Raw genomic sequence first — 23,009 nt, 5'->3', positions numbered from 1 at the left:
TTTCATTGTGATAAAAAATAGTAAAATAAAAATTTAAATTTATAGAATTAAATGCTCCTGAGAATCCACTACATCTAATAACTCACTATTCCACCTATTATTAGGAAATAAACGAAAATTATTGTTAACTAAAACGTTAGCAGCACGTAAATCTACACACTCAATTGTATTAGTATCAACGTGCTCTTGAATATTCTGATTATTTAAAAATTGCAAATGAGACCATAATATCAAAACCACAGCCGTTAATACACCTGCCAGCATGATATTTGCTAAATTTCCTGAATAAGAAAAATATCCGTCTTGAAACGACGTCTCTGCAATAAGTTTGAAACCGAGGCCTGTGAAATAGCTTGAGGCCCCAGCTATTCTTGTGAGAAAAAATAATTTTGTCCTACTCCAATAATTTCCTTTTCTAAGGTTTTTTAAAATAGAAATAATTGTTTTCATCAACTGTTCGGGGAATTGATTAATATTCTTTCCATAAAATAAAGTGGTGAGGAGCTTTGCTAACCCCCAACATGATTGAAGATATATTTTGATAATGATGGTCCGCCCCTATCTAGATTTGGGTAGAAGTTTCAATCCCCTGAACAGTTAGGCAGCCAATTTAAGATAATAACTATCGATGATGAAAGACAAAGTATTTTCCCAATTAGAGAAGAAATGCCTATCAAAATTCTCTCCATTCTCTTTTTGGGTAAATTAGGCCAATGGTTCTCGACGTGCTTCAAAAATTACTCCACAGATTCCTGAACGTTTCTATTTCTTATTTCTACCCCAAAATTAAAATCATTTAATAATAATTCGAATTTTTTAAATACCTAGAAGAGTCATTTTTATCACAAAGAGAAGAAATAAAAACTAATGTACTTGCGAAACAGGTAGCTTTATAAACTAAAAAACTTATAAAAAACATACTACCTCACCAGGAACACTTAAAAAGGCTTTTCGATCCATTTCTGCAAAAATAATCCTTGTTAATAACGACCAATGAATATAACCATCTCGCCCAAACTAAACCGATCCTCTTTTCTTACGTTTCTACAACGCAGTAAAGAACTAGAGATTAACACTACAAGTTTTAGCAGATCAATAACAGCTTTTTCTGAAGCAGAAAATAACGTTTATTTAAAAAAGAGTACTGCTTCAAAAGTAATTAATGTAATCGAACCATAAGAAAGCTCCCACTGACTTAATTCATTTAAAAGCTTGATTAAATTCTGGGTAGATTGTAAACCTCCAGCTCGTTCAGCATTAACAATCAACTAATGCATTCAAAACGGAGGTAAGTAAACCAACAGCCAAAAAAACTGCACTCTCGGCAAACGTAGAAAATTTAATATTTGGAATAACCTCCTGAAGAAATAAGAAAGGACCAGCACGATCTATAAGACCTAAAAAATCTAATGTCATAACCATTCTCCTTTTGATTATTTCTAAATCTAAAAAAATTATGATGTACCACACTACAAATAATGATCAATACAATCAATTTATCCATGCCCGCGCATTGCAGAACATCTGAATCTACGGACTCATTTTATTTCATCGTTTTAGATACCAAGAAAATTGAATTGTACTAAAAACTCGTTCAAAATGAGGCATAAGAATAGTTATTCGACCATCCGGGGTGGTAAGACCTGTGATTCCAGCTGAACTACTATTGAGATTCGCAGCATAATCGATGGTAGGAATTTCGCGAGGATCAATAAAACGCAAAGTAATAAGTTTATTTTTTTATTCGCTGCTTTTTCCGCTTCAAATAAAGCACTCCCTTCACCATAAAAAACTACAATAGAAAGATGACTACCATTCATTCCTTGGAAAAAATGCTATCAAAACCCGAAAAATAAAAATCGGAAGCCATTTCTCGATGAACATTACTTCTTTGCTCACGTAAAATAGTAACCCGTGGTCGAGCTCCTGCGTTAATGCAGGGAAGTGAAACATTTTCGTTATTATCAAAAGTAATTTCTGCTATAAGATCGGGGTGATCTTTATTTAATAATTTATCAAATTCATGTTTAGCGCAATCCCGATTACCTCGTAAGGCCTGCAACCGATAACTTGTCTCGCTCCACCATCGATGCAGGACGCTACGACTTTCCTAAAAAATTTTTTCTTCTTGGAAATTTAAAATAAATTCATCCGCTTCATTTAGCTCCCCAAGTATGTGCGTATATATTTTTAATTTGTGTTTTTCTAATATTGTTAATACATCCCACAACATTTTCTTTTTTAACTTAAATAACAGCCCCTAAATCCTCATTGTGTGATTGTGTGGAAGGGGGGTTTACTACCTAATGATTATAACTCAATGGTAATTCCCGTGTGAGCGGCAAAAGCTATTTCGCATAAAGTTGCTAATAACCCTCCATCGGGAACCTCCATCGGAACAATCGTGATAAGCTAATAATAATTTTTTACGGCTGAGCGTTTGAATCGCTTGAAAAAATTATGTATAAGAAAAGGGTCATTAACATCAGGCAGTTGATCTCCTGGCTCATTATAAACTTGAGCTAAACAAGAACCTCCTAATAAATGGGCTCCTTTGCCCAAATCAATGAGCAACAATTGAGTCTCGCCCACATCGGTTTGCAATTGTGGGTAAGGGTATGGAGCACATCTATCTAACAGACAGGTGGTGCTGTTACCGTGTAATAATTAAGGAAAGCGGGTGACACCACACTTTGCTTTTGGTTGACGTCTTACCAAGAAGAATGTATAGATAAGGAATCCTTACCTACTGTATACAAATTCCCAACGCGAGATATAGTTCTTTCGCAACGGCTCGAACGGCTTCATATAAATTGCCCTCTCCTGGAAAATTCGCTGCTGCCATCTAATTCGCCGACAAAACTACTTGGGAAATTTTATCAACAGACGCAGAAGCTATCTTGGTGATGGCTTCGCCGACCACCATTCTCGCCAATGCAACAGGATTCATCATCGCAAGGGCACTCGTTCACCCATGGCCAAGGATTGGCCTTGATAACCTACAAAACTATTCGCTATCACTGCCACATCCGCCACTGGCACTTGCTAAGACCCAACCACTTGATTGTGCACTAAGACCTTCTACAGAACGATCGCCAATAGTAATTAAAAAACTTTTATCGGCCACACCAATCGAGGGATATTGTAAAATACCTTTAATAGCTTCGGCCTAATCTATCCGTAGTATCGAAAGGCGTGGTTCTAGGAGGATCGTCGCCGATCTTCTCGCTACATAGGTGACATGCCATCAAACAATGAGGACAACGGCACATCAATAGGACGAGTATGAAAATAATTGTCATTCACTTCCAATTTTTTTCTGCTGTTTAGCATAACCCGACTGCAAAAGGACATCGCTCACGTTCAGCAATAACGCGAAATATCTCTAGCGATTCTGATTTAATAGCTAAAACAAATCGTTCCTGTGCTTCACTACACCATATTTCTAAGGGCGTCATTCTAGGATCAGCATTCGGAACTATCCCGCAACTCAAATTCTCTCCCCACATTCGATAGCTTCAATCAATTCTGGAAAGGGATTTGATAACCCCACCAGTCCCCATATCATGAATACTCAAAATAGGATTTATTTTCTCCCAGAGAAACACATCCATTAATCAATTCTTGTGTGTCCAACGTTGCATTTCAAGATTCGAAATGTTGCACGTATGCAAAATCCAATGTCTCGGTGGCTTCCTTGCTACTTCGAGAAATGGAGATGCGAAATGAAAAACCCCGTTAAACCTGCTTGACTTTGCGCACCACGACCTTGTTGCCGCCTCATCCGGAATTTCTCCTCCATTTCCTGTTGCTGCTCCCACAAAAGGAGATATAGCAGTAGGGTGATTTTATGTCATTTCTACTTTCAAAACGGGATGCAGACATTTTTTTACTTTCATTTTTTACTTTCATAATGATGCGTAAGATGGTTAATTTCAAGAGAAGTGTGACTGGCTCAACCTTTGATAATTGCCGCATTATCCCGATACGCCACAAGTACTTGTTTCGGATTTACTTGATAAGTATGACGAATCATTGCAAATAAAGATTCTTCTTTTAATTGTCCATCGATTCGCCACTTCGCATTAAAAATTTTATGTCGGCAATGCTCGAAATTTACATGAGCAAACATCATTAATTCAACGTCCGTCGGATTTCAATTTAATTGATGAAGCGCTCCAATTGCTTTCGCTCTCCAGGGTTTAAAGGGTTTTCACATTCAATAAAATAGCCATAAATCGCTTCGACAGCGCTGGCCTTAGGTTATTTTTGTTGGAAACGTTGGAGGACTTGTTGTTGACGAAATGGAGTTATAAACCTGGGAACTTTACAAAAATAGGATATCTGAATCTAAGCTTATAATCCCCATCAAGCTCTCCTTTTGAAAAAAGGAGAGAAATAAAGAAATTATAAGATCCCTAAGAGGGGTTGGTCAGAATTCCTCTTTTTTCATGAATGGAGGAATTTTTTTATTTTTTATTTACAGAAATTAAATTCACCTTAAAAATCAGAGTTTCATTAGGTGCAATTGCGCTTGGAGCACCTTTATCCACCATAAGCTAATTGGGGTGACACATAAATTCCCACATTGCACCGGGTTTCATAGCACCGGGTTTCATATGAATCAATGCTTCTTACCATCCTTTAATTACATCCTTTACTGGGAGGGAATGTTGCAGGCTTACCCACGCTTTCAAGAGCTATTAAATACAGCACCCATCTAATATCGACCTTCATAATTAACAGTGACCATGTCATTGAAAGCAGGACTTTCGCCTTTACCTTCTTGTAAGATTTTGTATTGCAGAGCATCAGCTAGAGTTTTTACACCAAGTATTTTTATTAGCGGCAAAAAAGGTTGCCCTTTTTAAGCATTTTGTTAAGCTCTTTTTTTCATCTGAGTCTGCAATTTTTGTATCGCTTGCTGTTGGAATTGTTCTAAGGTAGTGTGCATTTCTTCGTCAGTCATTTGCGTTTTTTTACCCGAATAACCGTCGCTTACGCCTAGGGAGAAAATTTGAGGGTTGATTTTAATTTCATGTTTTTGAAAAGCTTTTCCGGTCACAACCCCCATGGAATAACTTAACTTATCCTGTTCCGTAGTTAACGACGTTGCTGCTTGCACGGTTGCACCGGCAAGCAGAGTGATTCCTAGGAAGGGTAAAATCAATGGTTTCATTGACTGTCTCCCAAATTTTTGTTTTTAGTGAGGTACATCTTAACAAGAAAAAGCTTTGAATTCAAATTCTTACCTTGAAGACAACCTTTTTAATCCACGCTCCCTTTACTCATATAAAGTTAATGTTGAATATTATTGGTCTTCCATCGCCATCAAAGAGGCGTTTCCACCGACGGCTGTTGTGTTAACCGTCAACGTACTTTCTACGCAATAACGAGGCAAATAATGCGGCCCACCGGCTTTAGGCCCTGTGCCGGATAACCAGCTTCCCCAAAAGGCTGAACACCTACGACAGCCCCAATCATATTGCGATTGACATAAATATTACCTGCATTAATACGACGCTGAATATAATCTATCGTTTCATCGATACGGCTCTGGATGCCAAAGGTGAGCCCATATCCTAAACCATTAATATCGTCTATCACTTTATCCAGGTCCTGGCGACGATATCGCAGAACATGTAAGATAGGTCCAAAAACTTCGCCTTTAATCAAGCTTAAGCTAGAGCTAGATAATTCATAAGCTTGGGGAGCTACAAATGTTCCATGAGTTGCTGCTAGGGGCAAATCAACTTTGTAAATTAATTTCGCTTCTTTTTGCATAAAAGCGGCATGTTCTTGCAAAGTTGCTTGAGCCTTAGCATCAATAACGGGTCCCACATCGGTGGTTAATAACATGGGATCCCCTATTTTAATTTCGGTCATCGCACCTACTAACATTTTTATTACATTATCGGCAATATCATTCTGAACATATAAAATGCGAAGAGCAGAACAACGTTGGCCTGCGCTATCGAAAGCAGAAACAATCACATCTTGAACTAATTGCTCGGGCAGTGCTGTCGAATCTACTATCATGGCATTAATACCAGATGTTTCTGCCACAAAGGGGACGATGGGGCCAGGTCGATTAGCTAATGTTTTTTGAATATGACGGGCAGTATTGTCAGAACCCGTAAATATAATTCCGCTGATTTTGGGATTTTCAATTAATGTTTGCCCTACAGTTCCTCCAGGACCTGGCATTAATTGTAAAATTTCTGTAGGCACACCCGCTTCGTGAAATAAATGAGTGACCTTAGCTGCTGTTAAAGGTGTTTGTCCCGAGGGCTTGGCAATTACGGCATTCCCCGTTACCAACGCTGCAGCGATTTGTCCTGTAAATATAGCTACCGGAAAATTCCAAGGACTAATACACAAGATAATACCGCGACCATTCATTCGCAGTACATTGTTTTCTCCAGTGTAACACGGCAACACTGTATCATTTAGCTGTTTTTCGCCCTGCTCGGCATAATAACGACAAAAATCAATAGCCTCGCGGACTTCCGATAAAGCATTTTGGAGAGTCCTTCCCCCTTCACGCACAATCAAGGCCATTAATTCGGCTTGATGTTCTTCTAACAAGTCCGCCATTTTTCGCATGATGTTAGCGCGCGCGTCCACCCCTTTCTGATTCCAGTCGGGGAAAGCCGAAGACCCTATTATAATGGCTTTTTCTACATCGGATTCATCTGATAATTCAATCACACCAATCTGGCGTCGATTATCGGCCGGATCAAAAACAGCTTTACCCTTTTTAATCTCACGTAAGAATGGAGATGCTTGCCACGTTTTTTCTAGTGCATTATGGATCGATTCAGCTAGAGGTTTTAATTCCGCATAATTGCTTAAATCTCTTCCTATTGAATTTAATCGCGCATTAGCAAAGAGATTCCTAGGCAAGGGAATCTTAGGATTAGGAATTTCCCCCAACGTCTCAATTTTTTTAATCGGACTTTCGATCAGGTGGGAAATTGGTACCGTTTTATCCGCGATTCGATTGACGAACGAATTATTAGCTCCATTTTCCAATAATCGCCGAACGAGATAAGGCAGCAAATCTTCATAATACCCTACCGGCGCATAAATTCGGGAGGGCAAATTTAATTTTGTAACGACATAATGATGTAAAGCCTTACCCATACCCTGTAGATTTTGGAACTCAAATTGGTAATCCTCATAACGAGGATCCATTAATGTTAAAATCGCTGCAACCGAATAGGCGTTATGAGTAGCAAATTGCGGATAAAGAGCGTCTTGAGCACTTAACATCTTCTTTGCGCAAGCAATATAAGAAATATCCGTATTCACTTTCCGCGTAAAAACAGGGTAATTGATCAATCCTTCCATTTGAGCTAGCTTTATTTCGGAATCCCAATAAGCCCCCTTCACCAGACGAACGGAAATACGGCGTTTTTGTTGGCGGCTCAATTCAATTAACCACTCAATTAATGGCAAAGTGCGCTTTTGATAAGCTTGGACAGCGAGACCAAGACCTTCCCATCCAGAAAAAGCATTATCTGTGAATAATCCTTTGAAAATATCCAGCGACATATCTAATCGATCGGCTTCTTCCGCGTCAATAGTCATGCCAATTTTCTGTGCTTTTGCATGCAGAGCTAATTCTTTTACGCGTTCAATTAAAAAAGGTACTGCTTCTTCGCGTTTTTTAAAATCATAGCGAGGATACAATGCAGATAATTTAACTGAAATACTCGGCGCTTCGTAAATGTTTTTTGTATCGTGACTTTTTCCTAAAGCGCTAATGGCATGATAATAGGAATCATAATATCGATCAGCATCGTTCTGCGTTCGTGCCACTTCGCCTAACATGTCGTAAGAATATCGAAAACCCTCTTTTAAAGAGATCTGCGAGCGCTTAATAGCCTCTTCAATAGTACGGCCTAAAACAAAATGCTCGCTCATTAATTTCATTGCTTCACGGATTGCTTTGCGAATAATAGGTTCGCCACTTTTGCAGATGAGATTACTCCAAATGGTTTTGAATTGTCCGTTTTTTTCTTTTTTAATATTTTTCCTGAAAGCGCTAATCCCCATCTGGCAAAATTCACAAAGGCGGATTCACTCGCACCCACATATTTATTCCATTCCGCACTAGTCAATTTATCTCGAATTAATAAATTTTCAGTTTGTTTATCTGGTACGCGTAATAAAGCTTCCGCAAGACACATTAATAAAATTCCTTCTTCGGTGGAAAGGTCATAATGCATCATAAAGCCTTCGATACCACCCTTCTCTTTTTCCTTTTCCCGCACAGCGATGACTAATTTTTCTGCCCATTGACTCACAGCACGTTCAATAGCTGGGGTAAAATTAATCAATTCCAATAATTGCTTTATACGAGCAGTTTCATCCATTCGATAGGCTTCATTTAATGTCGGCCGTATCCAATTAGGATCGAATGGTTTCTCAAAAAAAGTTGAATTATATCGGTCATGTCACTCCTCAACCTTTAGTTTTTCTCAAAACGTCTAATGCTCGCTTGAAATTCTTTTTCCGCCGCATCTTTATCCTCCCAGCCTTTCACTTCGGCCCATTTATTAGTGGGCTCCAAATCTTTATAGTGTTCGAAGAAATGGGTGATGATATCGAGTAAGAAAGGGGATACATCTTTAATAGATTGAATAGATTCATATTCTCTACAGGCTTTAGCGAGAGGAAATGTTAAAATTTTGCTATCTTCCCCAGCTTCATCTTCCATTCGCATCAAACCCACAGCTCGAACACGCATCAACGTTCCGGGCTGTAAGGGCACTGGCGTCATTACTAACACATCGAGGGCGTCACCATCTTCCGCTAGGGTGTTTGGTACGAATCCATAATTACAGGGATAGCGCATGGCCGTAGGGATAAATCGGTCAACGGTCAAAAACCGAAATTCTTTATTGTATTCATACTTAACTTCACCCCCGTTCATAGGAATTTCAATAATTGTATTAAAATCATTGATATCCTTACCTACTGAAACCGTAAGTGTCATGACCACTCCTTACTAAATGAAGAACGGCCGATAGTATATCAGGTTTAAAAACCCGATGAAGTAAAATCACAAACAATCAGCATATCAGCCGGAGGAATCACTGAAAACTCCAATTCCATTTAAGTTTTCATTTCCAGTATGATAAGCTTCTTCTCTAAAGATTGGGATTTGTCATGCAGTAAAAGAGCAGACAACAATCGAGAGCGCGATCTGAATTTTTCCAACCTTCTCCTCAGTCCGAAGATTTAGAATTTCCTCCTCTAATTTTCACTCCTGAACAATTGGAAAATTGTATTTTAGAGTTTATTCAGCAGCCTGATGAACTAATCAAAACAAAATTAGCGCTCTTATTCGTCATCCCTGACTAGACTAATTTTGGATTAATTATTTTGCTAACTCTCTGTGTCCGTTTAAAAATCCATCGACTCAAAACACAACGCGATGATATCGCTGACTCTCGAAATCCGTTTGATATTTCGGCAGGTCAATATTGTTATATTCAATATCAGCATGCCGACACCGAGAAAAAGAAACGTCAGTGGTTAATCTGGGCGAAATTTTGGAGATTATCTTTGTATGGATCGGCTCAATATGAGAGATTTAAAAACATTCAAAAATCTTGCACTCGAAAATAAAGAAATAATCGAGGATCAAATTTCAGTAACCTTGGAGCGAGCCCAAAGAACAGCCAATCTGCATAGAACTGCTGACTATAGTTTATTAGCAGTGACATATTTTCGCCTGGGTAAATTCTTTAACTAGCGTCTTTCAACTATGTATTCTGAAGTACAAATCTTTGCCGATTCTTAAGCTCAATTCCCTAATTTCTATAGTTTATTTTCTGACCCAGCAAAAGGTTAATTGATTTCTTTTTATTACGAATCTCTACGAATACCGTAACTATTTAGTTAGAGGAAAAATGTGAAGCCATCAATCCATAATGCCACTATAGGAAAAGGTCTCTTTGAGCGGTGTGGTGGGTGGCGCGATATTCAGAAATAAGAGGATTAAGTCAATTGCAGAGTGAGCTCATAAGTCAGTTGGAATCTGTTTGTTTCCCAAAATCATTATTGATTCAGCATTGATTCAGCTACAAAAATCCTTAATTCTGCCCTTACGTGTGCTATTACACAGGGTAAATAGACTGCTTAACCGCTTATATTAATATCCTTAAACCTATTACAAATGACAAACTCACCTTCGGAGCCGAATACAACAGACCCACCCGCCGTCTCTAGTCATGCTTCACTTTTACGCGGATGACACTAAAGTGTAAAATCAAACGTGCTTAGGGAGCATATATTTTTCGATTTTAATTTAAAACGCAAGAATGCTTCTTTTTTTGATGGTCTTTCTGCTAAAAGGATATGGGTTGGTCTATATCGCCTCCATTATGTAAAAAAACAATAAGCGGATTCTGTTTTGAATTTTTTATAATATAATTCACCAACTGATTGAAAAATATTGAATTTTTTAAATACAATATTCATATCGCATCTTTACTGATTTGAAATTGCTTAGTTTATTTTATTTTAAAAATTAGCAAAAAATGCTATCAATCAAATAATAATTAATTATAATAATTAATATTAACACTGGCAAATGTTCCAAATTCGGAATTGGATAATTTTTGATAGATGGTAAAATTTTAATTGTTCTTCCAAAAAATTACTCTGGTGCGTTTTTAACCGATATCTCAAAAACAACACCAAACAAAATCCACCATCCCGCTAATGCATTCGATTCAGATATATGATCAAACGATGGTGAAAGTATACAGCTAGCAGTGAATGCTAATACCATTTAAGTGGATGCAAATTAAGCTGATATTTGATATATCCTTTATCAGGATTATTTATATCACCATAACAGTATCGTTCTAGCACTCTGATAACAAGCAATGGTCACTTTAGAAATTAAACGCCTAGGCAACCTTTTTCTTTTTCTTTTTCTTTACCGTGCAACCTAATGATTCAACCAACATCGATTAATACCACTAAGGTATTTAAACTAATCCCCTTCTCTTTTTGCCTGTTTAACCAATCGATAGTGTTTTGATTTTGGTACTCTTGCTGAACCCATTCCCCACTTTTGGACTCTAGTTAACCAGGACTGGGTATTTTTCTGCCTGATTCTTTGGCGGCAGATAGCCAATCTTGAAGAATATCTTAGTCATTTTCAATGACTTCTTCAATAGAATTACCATCAGATATACACAATTTGGAAGATCAGGAACTCTATTAGAAATCCGTCGCCCCCTTCATTAGATAGAAAGCTGGCGAATCGTAAAAGTATATTCAGGAATTTTTCTCATTTTCTCATTCTTCCAGCAAATGGAGTATGGAAAATGATTTGTAACCTTCTGTTTCTCAATATTTTTTCAGAAATGATCACTCTTTGCTGAAATTAAATTAACCACGCTGTCTTAAGAGGTTGGGTGAATAATCTCTATGGCAATTCCTATACGCTTAAAAATAGACCAAGCAAACTCGCTCTTAACCCACAGTAAGACTGCTCGACGGGCACTGATGAACCTGGTTCCGATTTTACCCAAGCTCGTCGTTAACCTTTCAGCGGTGGCTTCTAGAGTCCAGTGGGTAAATCTATCTCCCTTGGGACCCAATTCCCACAAAGAAAGAGCTAATCGATCCGGCACCTTGCGAGGAATTTCACTCTTCCCATCATTTTTCTTGTGACTTACAAAATCTTCAGAATTAATTATTGTGGGCTAACTTCATTGTGGGCCTAACTTCGCCTACTGGTTTATACGCTTTTTAATTAGAGTTCTAGACTTTTCTGAGAGAATATGTGGTCTCGATAGGTAAATCGAGAAGCTTCAAACGTTCAGAATACACTTGAAATTTTGGATCGGTAAAGTTAATGGTTATTCTTTCTCCACCAGCGTTCGTATCGAGAAAAACGATAGAACCATTTCCCAGTTCCAGTGCATAATTTTCAAGCCATAATTCCAGAGTAGTCATTGATGCCTCTTTCTCGGTAGTCTCAACTTTCATTGAGCTACCAGCAATTGCGATTTTCACTAATGGCACAGACTTTTACCTCACTAAATAAGGTTTTAAAACGTTATTCGTGATAAATCCGTGATAATTCTGGAAAGAAGGTATCTTTTCGTAGTAAAAAAGCTATAAAAATGGGTTCGAAAAGGAAAACTCTAATGGTTTGCCAATACATCCTGTAGAATTATCTCTAACAGAGTCTTATTATCAGTCCAGTTTAACAAAACTATCTTAAGGATTTCTTAAAAATATTGAAAATTTCAGAGATTTAAGTAATTTTTTGATCAATTTCATGCCGTGAGGCTCACGGTGGGAGGCGATAATCTCTTCCATTTCATATGTCATTGCTTTCTTAAAGAAAGAAGTTCGGCCAAATGTTCAGAAATTAACATTGCATATCAAGAAAGAATCCTAATTATTATAAAGTTTTTTCGGCGCGGGGTTCTTATATTTTTCTTCAAAATTTTCTAACGGGCCTATTTTAAACCAACCGGATAAATCAATATTTTTAATAGACGAATCTCTAAAAAAAAGAGATACAAAACTCTATTGAGAAATAATCTAACCCACTCAAAAAATCCTCGTTAGAAGTTTGATACTCATGGCAATGATATAAAAGATCATTAAAAATTCGGCCCCGCACCCCTATTAGATTCACTATCGTCGAAAGCTTTTTTCAAATTATTTTCAACAATTACTAAGGATTTCTTATAAAATAATCAATAATTCATTTATTTTTCTCTTTATGCGACCGAAGAAATATAACAATCGATACTTAAGATTAAATAAAAATTCTTAATGCGATACTAAGTTGAAAAACGCTTTTAACAGCACCACCACGTGGATTAAAAGCTCCAAAAACGAAAATATTCCTCTAATATCAAAACAAAATATCGGTCTCCCATGCTTGTCCTCGGAAGGCCGAAAGGGGTGTTTTATTTGTCGTGTATGAAGAAAATTACTAACGACGGGCTTGGAAAAAATTTTTTAGCACATGAGCACATTCATCCGCTAAAATTCCGCTTGTCCAAGAAATGCGATGATTAAGCCGTGGTTCATTTAAAAGTTGAAAAACGCTTTTAACAGCACCACCACGTGGATTAAAAGCTCCAAAAACGAGACGCTGAATTCTAGCATGAATCATCACGCCAAGGCACATTGCACAGGGTTCTAAAGTGGTATAGAGAGTCGTGCCAACTAATCGGTAATTACGGAGATTTTTTGCAGCCTTGCGGATCGAAAGTAATTCTGCATGAGCCGTAGGGTCGGTTAATCCAATAGGATGATTAAATCCCTTTCCAATAATTTCATTATCTTTTACCAAAACTGCACCCACCGGCACCTCTTGGTTTTTTCAGCTTGCTTCGCCAAGAGAAGCGCTTGCTGGATAAAAAATTCATCAATCATATACCAACATTCTATAATAATGTTCCAGTGAAAAAGAACCAGAACTAAAATCCTTTCCTGCTGTGGGAAAAGTCAATTGAAACTGATTTTTTAAGGAGCTAGAACTTCAATAAGAGTTGAGTATAATAAGCCATACTATAACTTGGATAGGAAACGACAAAACGACAAGATGATTAAGACCTATTTAAAAATTATCTTTCTTAAAGCGCCTTTTTTACTCTTTTTATCGGGTTGTCATACTATTTCATGGTTTAGGCCAAGATTTACAAGCTGGCGGCAAAGCTATAAGTCATTCAGACTAAAAATTTGAAAAATAATTAATTTTATTTATTTTTAACAAAACTCATTTTTCCAGAATCCTCCAAACGATCTTCTTTTACATTTTTTCAATCCGCCTCATTTAGTTTCTTTCGAATCATTTCTTACAAATTGTGCTCAGTTACTTGATTTTTTGAAATTTTTCCAAATTACCTCTCTCCATTCTTAATTAGAATAGTGGATCTCCCTTTTATCAAAGCTCCAAATTCGCTGTAGTGGAAAGCTCCTATGGCGAACAAACTAATCAAGAAAAATAAGCAAAGCTGAGCCCGCTATCGCTTCTAAGAGCGTAAGTGGCCGTCGGAGGATGGTACGTCTTAAAACTGCACCGCGGGTAATGATGATTAAAACAAAATCGAACGCTGTTTCAAAATTAAATCGCTTATTGCCCATACGAAACAAAAAAATGGGATACACAATAAATAATTAGGATTCTTATAAGAATGTAAAGAATGCTTTTATCAAAGTTGATTTTGCTAATATAATATTGCTAATATAATAAAGTAATACTGCGATCCCTCTTCAGCGTTAATATGGTTCAGGGGTATCATATTGATTTATGACTGTCTCCTTCAGTCATCTAATGGCAAGATGAACCGGTTCCATTAGCCGATGCCAATGAGCTAAAATGCCTATATATGATTTAATTGGCAAAAAATGCCACTATTACGCTCCTTCGGAATGGAGGAGGGCGCTTAAGAATAGCGATGAAGAAGATTAAAACGGCCGTAATTGGTGTTGGCTATTTGGGCAAATATCATGCAGAAAAGTATAAGTATGCTGCTTTACCGCATTCAGAGCTTGTGGCCGTTTGTGATATCGACCCTGAACGGTGTCGTTCAAAAGCCAACGAATTAAACGTTAAATCCGTAATCAATTACCAATCTCTCCTTGGCCTTGTGGATGCAGTCAGCATTGCAGTTCCTACCCCTTTGCATCATAAGGTGGGACGCTTTTTTTAGACAATGGGATCCACGTTCTATTAGAGAAGCCCATTGCTACTTCTTTGGAAGAGGCCGACGACTTAATTTCTGCTGCCCAGAAAAATAAGGTCATCCTCCAAATTGGTCATCTCGAACGTTTTAATAGCGCTGTCAAAGCGGTAGAATCTCAAATTTCTAATCCTCGGTTTATTGAATCGCTGCGTCTGGCTCCCTTCAAATTGCGAGGCAGTGATGTCAATGTAGTGTTAGATTTGATGATTCACGATATCGACATCATCCAATCTATTGTGAAAGCGGATATCCAAAATATCTCTGCGAGCGGCGCCTCCGTGCTATCTCCTTATATTGATATTGCCAATGCCCGTATTGAATTTAGCAACGGATGCGTGGCCAATGTAACGGCCAGCCGTGTAAACCTTAAAACCGAGCGCAAACTTCGAATTTTCCAGCATGATAACTATATTGCTATTGACCTCGATCATAAAAAAATCGCTATCCATCGCAAAGGAACTCAAGAAATGTATCCAGGCATTCCTGAAATCACCCGCCAAGTTAAGCGGTTCGAAAAAGGTGATGCGTTGCTTGATCAAATATCAGCGTTTCTGGATTCTATTATCCATAACAAACTTCCTCTAGTTTCTGGAGAAGAGGGGAAACGGGCTTTGGCGACAGCTTTAGAAATTTCATTAATTGTGCGACGAACTAACGAACTATTTCCAATTTCTTCAATCGCTATCTCTTAAAATGAACACTCATTCAAAACAGATTTTAATCATAGCAGGTGAGGCCTCAGGAGATTTACTTGGCGCTCATCTTACAAAATCACTGAAATTCCTTGATCCACAACTGAAAGTGGCTGGTATGGGCGGAAAAAGAATGCGTGAGGCAGGAGTTGATATCTTTATTGACGCCGAAAAACTAGCAGTCGTTGGAGTATCAGAAATAATTTCTCAATTGGGTGATATACTTGCGGCTCGCCAGTGTCTAAAAAATCGCTTTAAGATCGAACGACCTGATTTAGTAATTTTTATTGATTATCCAGGCTTTAATTTACATATGGCTAAACAGGCTAAAAAAGTAGGAATTAAAGTTCTTTATTATGTAAGTCCGCAAATATGGGCATGGCGATATGGTCGTATTAAAAAAATAAAAAAATATGTAGATCACATGGCAGTTTTATTTCCTTTCGAAGAAAGATTATATCAACGAGAAAATATTTCCGTCAGTTTAGTTGGACATCCGTTAATCGACATTACAATACCAACTTTGCCGCGTGAAAAAGTGTATCAAAAATTCGATTTATCAACAGAAAAGCCCATTACTGGCTTATTTCCCGGAAGTCGTTCTCAGGAGATTGCCCGCTTGTTGCCCATTATAACTTCTGCTACGCGCCTTATTAAAGAGCGCCTCCCTAATGCTCAATTTGTGTTGCCACTGGCACCTAATTTGTCTTTTCAAGATGTTCGAAATTATTTATTTCCAGACGTTAAAATTATTGAGGACAATACTTATAATGTACTTTCTGTATGTGATGCCGCTATTGCTGTTTCTGGCACAGTTACATTAGAAATTGCTTTACATCAAATTCCTTTTGTTATTCTCTACAAAGTGAGCCCTCTGACCTATTGGTTAGGGAAACGGCTTATTCAAGTCCCATTTATTGGGCTCTCTAATTTAGTGGCTGAAGAACCCATTACACCTGAATTTATTCAGCATCAAGCCACTCCTCAGGCTATTGCTAACGAAATTTGTCGCTTATTAGAAGATCACTCTTATCGACAGACTTGTCTAAATAAGTTAAAACGGCTTCGAGCTAAGCTAGGGGATAGTGGAGCCTCCCTCAAAACGGCACAGATCGCCCTAAAACTAATAACTTCTTAATTTATTTAATTTTTTTATTTTAAAAATTTGATCATTTTTTTGAACAACCATATTAATTATGGTATTAGGTAGAAGATTGATAATTATTAGAATTAGGGAAGAGTTATGAAAACGATACTGATATTAGTTCTAACAGTAATGTTAGTAAGTGTCTTTTCTTGTAAAAAAGCAAATGATCGCACACAAACACAAGGGAGTACAAGAGTTCTACAGACACCACAGTAAAGGGATAAAGGGTTCAATGACAATGCTTATAACCGTTTTATCGTCATACATGGAGCTTAGTATGCAAATGAAGATTTATAAAAATATGGAAGGGCCCGGTCGTAGTTTGGGCTTGCCTGCCCTGCCGTTCCTATTTTTCTTACTAAACCAATTATCGATATTATGAAAGACAATACGTTGTTAGTAATTTATTATTCTAATAATAACTTATAATAACTTAATAACTGGTTTTTAAAATCAAAATTTTTCCATTGTAAAATAATTTTTCTAACCAATCTTCAGAAAATAACCAAGCTTCAGAAAACAATAATGAAATGATAATGTAAACTAAGCCTATAAATCAAAAGGAATTACGCGGCGATATTATTTACGCCGATCTTAATAATGAGGCCACTCAAAGTATATAAATATATATTTAATTTTCTAATTTCTTGTTTGTAGGTTTTTCTATCTACTATTTCTGGCCTTCGCAACCGATCCGTCCAGCGTTATTCATTCCGTTCCCTTTACAAAAGCCCAACGTTAAAGCCCAACGTTATTTAATACACAGTTTGAGGCCATGCATCATTATCAAGCTCTTTCTTTCTATCAGGCGAAATTAATAATAAGCTTCCCTTCTTTCATACAATCTGGACAATTTCTAATAGATTATGTACCTGTTGGCCACGTAAGATATTTTTTATTCTATAGTTTTATTTAGTCTCATCATAATCCTAGTTGCTAGATTGGCCTCTGGGTGGCATTTCTTAATTGGTATTTTAGCATGAGGTTACCTAAAGGAGTCCTAAAAAGAACTGAAAAAATCAGATTAAGCAAGATTATCCGTGTGTTGAAAGTTGCTCATTATTTTTATAACGTGCAAATCCACGAGTGGAGCTATTAATCATCAACAACAATTGATTAATCTCTGGTGTTTCCATGGCTAATTTTTCAAGCTCAATTCGGATATCTTCTAATTTAATATTAGTACGGTAAATTAGCCGATATGCCAATTTCAATGACTGCATCGTCTTAGAATTAAAACCATGGCGCCGCAACCCGACTAAATTCAACGCTGTGGGAATACCGGGATTTCCAGTAACAAGCATGTAAGGCAAAATATCTTGATAAACCTTTGCCGCACGCCCTAGAAAACAATAAGCACCAATCCGACAAAACTGGTGAACCCCCGAAAAAGCACCTAAATTTGCATGATCGCCTACTTCAACATGCCCCGCAATTGAAGCAGTATTAGCAAAAATAACATGACTTCCTACTCGACAGTCATGGGCCACATGAGAATAGGCCATCAAATAATTATTATGACCAATAGAGGTCACACCATGGCCTTCGTAGGTACCGCGATTAATAGTCACAAATTCACGAATGATGTTCCTATTTCCAATCTCTAGCCGAGTTTCTTGACCTTTATACCCGATGTGTTGAGGATCAGAACCAATAGAGGCATACGGATAAATTTTATTATTTTTTCCTATCGCGGTATTTTTTCCAATCATGACATGAGCGTCGATTTGGGTATCATCCCCAATTACGGCATTTTTACCAATGAAAGTCCAGGGACCGATAGTTACATCGGAACCAATTTTTGCGCTAGGGTGAATAAGTACTCGTTCGTCAATCACTTTTTTTGTCTCTTATTGTCATAAATTCGGCTTTACAGGCAAGCTGTCCTTCAACCTTTGCCTCTCCCTCAAATTTCCACAAACGTCTAGATTTAAGTACTTTAACTTCTAAAATTAATTGGTCACCCGGTTCGACGACGCGCTTAAATCGTGCATTATCCACACCAGCGAAAAAATAAATATCCTCGTGGTATTCAGGTAAATCAAGGGATTTAACAATTAAAATCCCCGCTGCTTGTGCTAAAGACTCAATAATCAAAACGCCTGGCATTACCGGACGAACAGGAAAATGTCCCATAAAAAAAGGTTCATTGGCCGTGATATTTTTAATTGCCACTAAGGACTTGTGTTTTTCCATGGCTATCACCCGGTCAACCAACAAAAAGGGATATCGATGGGGGATATATTTTTTAATCTCGCTGGTTTCCATCACGCTCATCGCACAACCTCTCTAATCGTTTTAATCTTTTTGCGAGTTCGTCGAGTTGCCAAAACCTAATGACACTTTTGTGCCATTCACGACTAGGTTGCATTCCTGTCCCCGACGAATACACCCCTGGCTTGGTAATTGATTTTTGGATCATGCCCATACCCGTAATAACGACGTTGTCACAAATATCGATATGACCATTAAGACCTGCACCCGCACCAATCATGCAATGGCGTCCAATAGTGGTGCTTCCAGCGACACCAGCACAGCCAGCAATCGCTGTATGATCGCCTATGCGAACGTTATGGCCAATCATAATTAAATTATCCAATTTAACGCCATTTCCGATTACCGTATCTTCAAGTGCTCCTCGATCAATTGTGGTATTAGCTCCAATTTCTACATCGTCTCCAATGACCACTCGTCCCACTTGAGGAATCTTAATCCATCGACGTTGTTCATCTTGAGCTAAACCAAATCCATCTGCACCAATAACCACACCACTGTGAAGAATATTTCGATCACCCACAATGGTGTGATGGTATAAAGTTACCCGATTATACAAACAACAATCTGCGCCCAGTTGACTGCCGCGGCCAATACTCGTTCCTGCTCCGATAATGGTTCGAGAACCAATCACTACTTCATCTTCTATAACAACATAAGACCCAACGTGTACGGTGGGATCGATTTGACAATTCTTTCCGATAACAGCAGTGGGATGAATACCTGGCTTTGGTCTCACTTCAGGTAGTAATAAAGCTAATAATTTGATAAATCCTAGCTTAGGGTCCGGCATAATAAGGGCGTTTATAGGACAGTTTTTTGCTAACTTTTTATCTAATAATAATGCCGAAGCTTTTGTTTGTGTTAAATATTTTTGATACTTACGATCTGCAAGGAAACTTATTTCTCCGGGCTGAGCGTTCACAATTGAAGCGATATTATGAATTTTGCAATCGCCATGGCCCTTCACCGTGGCACCGATGGCGTTTGCTAATTCGTTGAGTGTATAAGTTAATTTCAAATTTGATCACAAAATTAAAGGCTATTTCAATTCGGAAATCACGTCTGAAGTGATATCTTTACTATCTCTCGCATAGAGTACGGTGTCCTTTGGTAAAACCAAATCTACTTTCTCTTTTTCAGAAATAGCTTTTACAGCGCCTGAAATTTTTGTCATAAATTCACCCATGGCTTTATTCTGTGCATTATATAATCCTTGCTGAAATTCGACTTGTGCTTGTTGAAGTTCCTTTTGTTTTTCATCAATTTTATTTTTTAGATATTGCTTTTCTTTTTCACTCATCACTGCTTCATTGCGTTGAAATTTTTTAGTATCCTCTTGCAAGGATTTACCTAAATTAATAATTCTTTCACGTTGTGGTGAAAATTCTTTTTCAAGCCGGGTATTAATGTTCTTAACCTGCAGTGATGCTTGAAAAATTTGCCGCATATCTACCGTCCCCACAGTTTGCCCAATAGAAGCCACTGCCCAACTCATTGCCACCGATAAATAGGTAGCCGCAAATAAGCGTTTCATCATGACCTTCTCCTTAAAGTAAGGTAGTACCCATTATAGTTCAGCTTCTTATGTAAACCAAGCTCCAGTCAACTCTTCTTCCCCTTACAAGCTCACCCCAAAAGAAAATTGAAATGCTTGGAAATTATCCCCTGCTCGACGATTCAGCGGGAAGGCTAAAGTGAAATCGATTGGCGCAAAAGGCGTGTACCATTCTGCAAAAAGACCCAACGAGGGGCGTAAATTTTTAAGAGAAAATTTATCGTCTTGGATGATCTGTGGCCGGATATTCGCCTCAGGATCAGAAGCACCACCCCGTGCTGGAATTGCGATATCTCCTGGAAATCGAGGTACTTGAAAAACATTTCCTGCATCAAACACAATAGCAGTACGAACCTTTTGACTAAATTGCGGCAAAATTAAATGCACTCCAAAAATAGTTTCTAAATTACCACCAATAGCGCTAAAATCACTACCGAGTGGATAACGATTCTTTGGACCTAATGAATTTGGAGCGAAAGCAGGAACAGAGCCAATTCCTCCGGCAAAAAAGTTTTTGAAAAAGGGCAACCGATCATGACCGAATTTGTCTCCATAACCGAGGGTTACTAATAAATTTAAAATAAACCCATGGCCCAATGGTTGATAATATTTTGCTGCGTACGTTGCTAAATAACAATCTAAACTGGATTTAAAAAGAGGAACACCTACTTCCAAGCTTAATCCCGTATAAGGACCTTTAGTTGGAAAAATTGTGCGATCAAGCCCATTATAAACCCACCCTGCTGTCAATTTAACTTGGTTATAGTTGGCACTGATATTTTGCACCTCGTTAGTGGTGTCCCAAAAAGCCAGTACACTCGGTGCAGCGTTAGCGATATCGACATGACTGATAGTGATATCTTTCAACCCGTAACCAAACATAATTGAATTACGTTCCGAAACAGGATAGCCGTAGGTGACATCGGCTCCATAACCATCTTCTAAATAAGAGGCAAGGTTAAATTTTGCATCCGGTTTAATACGAGAATAATAAATTGAGAAGCCTCGCTGCAAGCCCCATGTCGTGTAATAAGGATTGTTATAATTGATGGAATAATTTTGTTGGTATTGACTATTTTGAAATCCAATCGAGACATACTTCCCCGTTCCCATAAAATTGGGTTCTGATATACTAGCACCATACAAAAACCCATAGACATCTGAATAACCACCTTGAATGCTGGCTCTCCCTACTGAAACTTCTTTCACGTGATAATATAAATCCACTTGGTCACGAGAGTTGGGTATCGGTTGCGGTGTGTAAGTAACGTCAGACAAATAACCCAGTAATTCTAAGCGTCGTTTGGATTCTTCAATTTTTGATAAAGAGTATGTGCTTCCTTCATATTGACGCATTTCTCGACGCAATACTTCTTGATCCGTGCGTTGATTGCCGAGGAAATTAATCCGACGTACATAAACCCGTTCACCAGGCACTATGGTGAAATTTATATGGACCAAATGTTGTTGATCATCAATTGTTGGAATGATTGTCACTCTCGCGAATACATAGCCCCGATCTGCTAGGAAATTACCAATTTTTGTGTTGGTATCAATTATGGCTTGGCGAGAAAATACATCACCGGGTTTTAATGTAATTAATCTATAAAGTCGCTCTTTAAAACCGTAAGTCTCACCACTTATCTCATAACCCTTAATTCGGTATACCGGTCCTTCATTGACGTAAACCGTGATATAAACACTTTGTTTATCTCGCGACCATCGAACGTCGTGGGAAACAACTAGAAAACGCAAATAACCATGATTTAAATAAAATGTAATAAGTCTTTCTAAATCCTTTTCTAATTTAATTTGTGAATAACGATCGGCGTGGCTAATACATGTAAATAAACCAGAAGTTGTTAATTTAAACTGGCTGCGTAAAGTGCGCGCACTAAATGCGCGATTTCCAACAAATTGAATGGAGAGGACTTTCGCAATCCCGTCCTCATTAATATTGATATAGAGCGCTACGCGATTGCGAGACTCTCTAATGACGTTAGTCGATATATGGGCTGCGTGGTATCCCATCGCACCATATTGCTGTTCCAACCCCTGCTCGATTTCCTTTAATTTAGTAGGATCGAAGGTCTGTCCCTCCATAATTCCCAATTTGTTCAAAATGGGCCGCAATTTTTTGCTAGTAATAGCTTTATTACCGCTAAGACGAATCAAACTTATTGTAGGGCGTTCTTTTACGGTAATAATAAGAGCCTCCCCACGGCGGCTCAGTTGAACATTGTCAAAAAATCCCGTTTCATAAAGTGCTTCAATAATGACTTGGCCACGCTGGGAAAAATATTCTTGCCCTTCATGGATCGGAAGATAACTGCGAACTGTGCTTTTCGAAATCCCTTGCAAGCCTTGGATTTGAATAGAACGGATAACAAAAGCATAGACTGATAAACTAAAAGGAAGATAGAAAACAATTATTGGAATCGTGAATAAGAAGCGTTTATGAATTCTCATGATAATAAGGCACCTTTTCCTAATTATTCCTTATCCTTGATTATATCTGTCAACAATTCGCTATATTTGACTGCGTCACAAATCCTTCGTGCTAAAAAGACCAAATAAAGGGAAACATTATAACACCT

The 23,009-nt window shown here is 37.9% G+C and carries 17 protein-coding genes and 4 pseudogenes; 3 read left to right on the top strand and 18 right to left on the bottom strand.

The window, feature by feature from the left end; genetic code table 11:
* Positions 1-39: 39 nt before the first annotated feature.
* The 13 genes and pseudogenes from MRH55_RS01570 to tadA all read right to left on the bottom strand — a co-directional run bounded on the left by MRH55_RS01570 (position 40) and on the right by tadA (position 13,363).
* Positions 40-450 carry a hypothetical protein gene (locus MRH55_RS01570; protein WP_304985746.1) on the bottom strand — a complete coding sequence of 137 codons (411 nt, stop codon included), beginning with the start codon at positions 448-450 and terminating at the stop codon, positions 40-42.
* 807 nt (positions 451-1,257) lie between these two features.
* On the bottom strand, positions 1,258-1,416 hold the full coding sequence (locus tag MRH55_RS01565; protein WP_304985745.1) for a hypothetical protein: 159 nt from the start codon (positions 1,414-1,416) through the stop codon (positions 1,258-1,260).
* 132 nt (positions 1,417-1,548) lie between these two features.
* Positions 1,549-1,722 carry a phosphoribosylformylglycinamidine synthase subunit PurQ gene (locus MRH55_RS01560; protein WP_304985744.1) on the bottom strand — a complete coding sequence of 58 codons (174 nt, stop codon included), beginning with the start codon at positions 1,720-1,722 and terminating at the stop codon, positions 1,549-1,551.
* A gap of 94 nt (positions 1,723-1,816) precedes the next feature.
* Positions 1,817-2,062 carry a hypothetical protein gene (locus tag MRH55_RS01555; RefSeq protein ID WP_304985743.1) on the bottom strand — a complete coding sequence of 82 codons (246 nt, stop codon included), beginning with the start codon at positions 2,060-2,062 and terminating at the stop codon, positions 1,817-1,819.
* A 350-nt stretch (positions 2,063-2,412) separates the two neighbouring features.
* Positions 2,413-2,592 (bottom strand): hypothetical protein, encoded by a 180-nt coding sequence (locus tag MRH55_RS01550; protein WP_304985742.1) that lies wholly within the window; start codon positions 2,590-2,592, stop codon positions 2,413-2,415.
* A gap of 253 nt (positions 2,593-2,845) precedes the next feature.
* Positions 2,846-3,021, bottom strand: a pseudogene (locus tag MRH55_RS07980) (hypothetical protein).
* A gap of 305 nt (positions 3,022-3,326) precedes the next feature.
* Positions 3,327-3,509 carry an AIR synthase-related protein gene (locus MRH55_RS01545; RefSeq protein ID WP_304985741.1) on the bottom strand — a complete coding sequence of 61 codons (183 nt, stop codon included), beginning with the start codon at positions 3,507-3,509 and terminating at the stop codon, positions 3,327-3,329.
* Positions 3,510-3,955: 446 nt separating this feature from the next.
* Positions 3,956-4,135, bottom strand: coding sequence for a hypothetical protein (locus tag MRH55_RS01540; protein ID WP_304985740.1), 180 nt, complete (start codon positions 4,133-4,135; stop codon positions 3,956-3,958).
* 334 nt (positions 4,136-4,469) lie between these two features.
* Positions 4,470-5,179 (bottom strand): annotated as a pseudogene (locus tag MRH55_RS07570) (FKBP-type peptidyl-prolyl cis-trans isomerase).
* Positions 5,180-5,382: 203 nt separating this feature from the next.
* A pseudogene (gene putA, locus MRH55_RS01525) lies at positions 5,383-8,381 on the bottom strand (bifunctional proline dehydrogenase/L-glutamate gamma-semialdehyde dehydrogenase PutA).
* A 95-nt stretch (positions 8,382-8,476) separates the two neighbouring features.
* Positions 8,477-9,004, bottom strand: a complete 528-nt coding sequence (gene ppa, locus MRH55_RS01520; RefSeq protein ID WP_304985737.1) for an inorganic diphosphatase — start codon at positions 9,002-9,004, stop codon at positions 8,477-8,479.
* A gap of 2,786 nt (positions 9,005-11,790) precedes the next feature.
* Complete coding sequence (locus tag MRH55_RS01515; protein ID WP_304985736.1) at positions 11,791-12,054, bottom strand: hypothetical protein; 264 nt, start codon at positions 12,052-12,054, stop codon at positions 11,791-11,793.
* A 928-nt stretch (positions 12,055-12,982) separates the two neighbouring features.
* The gene (tadA, locus tag MRH55_RS01510) at positions 12,983-13,363 is read right to left on the bottom strand and encodes a tRNA adenosine(34) deaminase TadA (RefSeq protein ID WP_304985735.1); all 381 of its coding nucleotides are present in this window, start codon (positions 13,361-13,363) and stop codon (positions 12,983-12,985) included.
* 301 nt (positions 13,364-13,664) lie between these two features.
* On the opposite strand from tadA, the gene MRH55_RS07565 reads away from it, so the two are divergent.
* From MRH55_RS07565 to lpxB, 3 genes and pseudogenes are all read left to right on the top strand, one after another.
* Positions 13,665-13,730 (top strand): entericidin A/B family lipoprotein, encoded by a 66-nt coding sequence (locus MRH55_RS07565; RefSeq protein ID WP_369421615.1) that lies wholly within the window; start codon positions 13,665-13,667, stop codon positions 13,728-13,730.
* A gap of 723 nt (positions 13,731-14,453) precedes the next feature.
* Positions 14,454-15,433 (top strand): annotated as a pseudogene (locus MRH55_RS01505) (Gfo/Idh/MocA family protein).
* Between the two features lies 1 nt (position 15,434).
* Positions 15,435-16,571 carry a lipid-A-disaccharide synthase gene (gene lpxB, locus MRH55_RS01500; RefSeq protein ID WP_304985734.1) on the top strand — a complete coding sequence of 379 codons (1,137 nt, stop codon included), beginning with the start codon at positions 15,435-15,437 and terminating at the stop codon, positions 16,569-16,571.
* Between the two features lie 1,043 nt (positions 16,572-17,614).
* Here the strand turns inward: lpxB and lpxA are convergent.
* The 5 genes from lpxA to bamA all read right to left on the bottom strand — a co-directional run bounded on the left by lpxA (position 17,615) and on the right by bamA (position 22,881).
* Positions 17,615-18,418 carry an acyl-ACP--UDP-N-acetylglucosamine O-acyltransferase gene (gene lpxA, locus MRH55_RS01495; protein WP_304985733.1) on the bottom strand — a complete coding sequence of 268 codons (804 nt, stop codon included), beginning with the start codon at positions 18,416-18,418 and terminating at the stop codon, positions 17,615-17,617.
* Positions 18,411-18,848 carry a 3-hydroxyacyl-ACP dehydratase FabZ gene (fabZ, locus tag MRH55_RS01490; protein ID WP_439647904.1) on the bottom strand — a complete coding sequence of 146 codons (438 nt, stop codon included), beginning with the start codon at positions 18,846-18,848 and terminating at the stop codon, positions 18,411-18,413. Before fabZ ends, lpxA begins: the two co-directional genes overlap by 8 nt.
* Entirely contained in the window at positions 18,829-19,875 is a 1,047-nt protein-coding gene (lpxD, locus tag MRH55_RS01485) for a UDP-3-O-(3-hydroxymyristoyl)glucosamine N-acyltransferase (protein WP_304985731.1), read from the bottom strand. Before lpxD ends, fabZ begins: the two co-directional genes overlap by 20 nt.
* Positions 19,876-19,896: 21 nt before the next feature.
* Entirely contained in the window at positions 19,897-20,394 is a 498-nt protein-coding gene (locus tag MRH55_RS01480; RefSeq protein ID WP_304985730.1) for an OmpH/Skp family outer membrane protein, read from the bottom strand.
* Positions 20,395-20,475: 81 nt separating this feature from the next.
* Positions 20,476-22,881 carry an outer membrane protein assembly factor BamA gene (bamA, locus tag MRH55_RS01475; protein ID WP_304985729.1) on the bottom strand — a complete coding sequence of 802 codons (2,406 nt, stop codon included), beginning with the start codon at positions 22,879-22,881 and terminating at the stop codon, positions 20,476-20,478.
* Between the last annotated feature and the right edge of the window lie 128 nt (positions 22,882-23,009).

This window comes from Coxiella-like endosymbiont (assembly GCF_030643785.1).
In the GTDB taxonomy this organism is placed as follows: domain Bacteria; phylum Pseudomonadota; class Gammaproteobacteria; order Coxiellales; family Coxiellaceae; genus Coxiella.
This window is presented reverse-complemented; position numbering and strand designations above follow the sequence as displayed.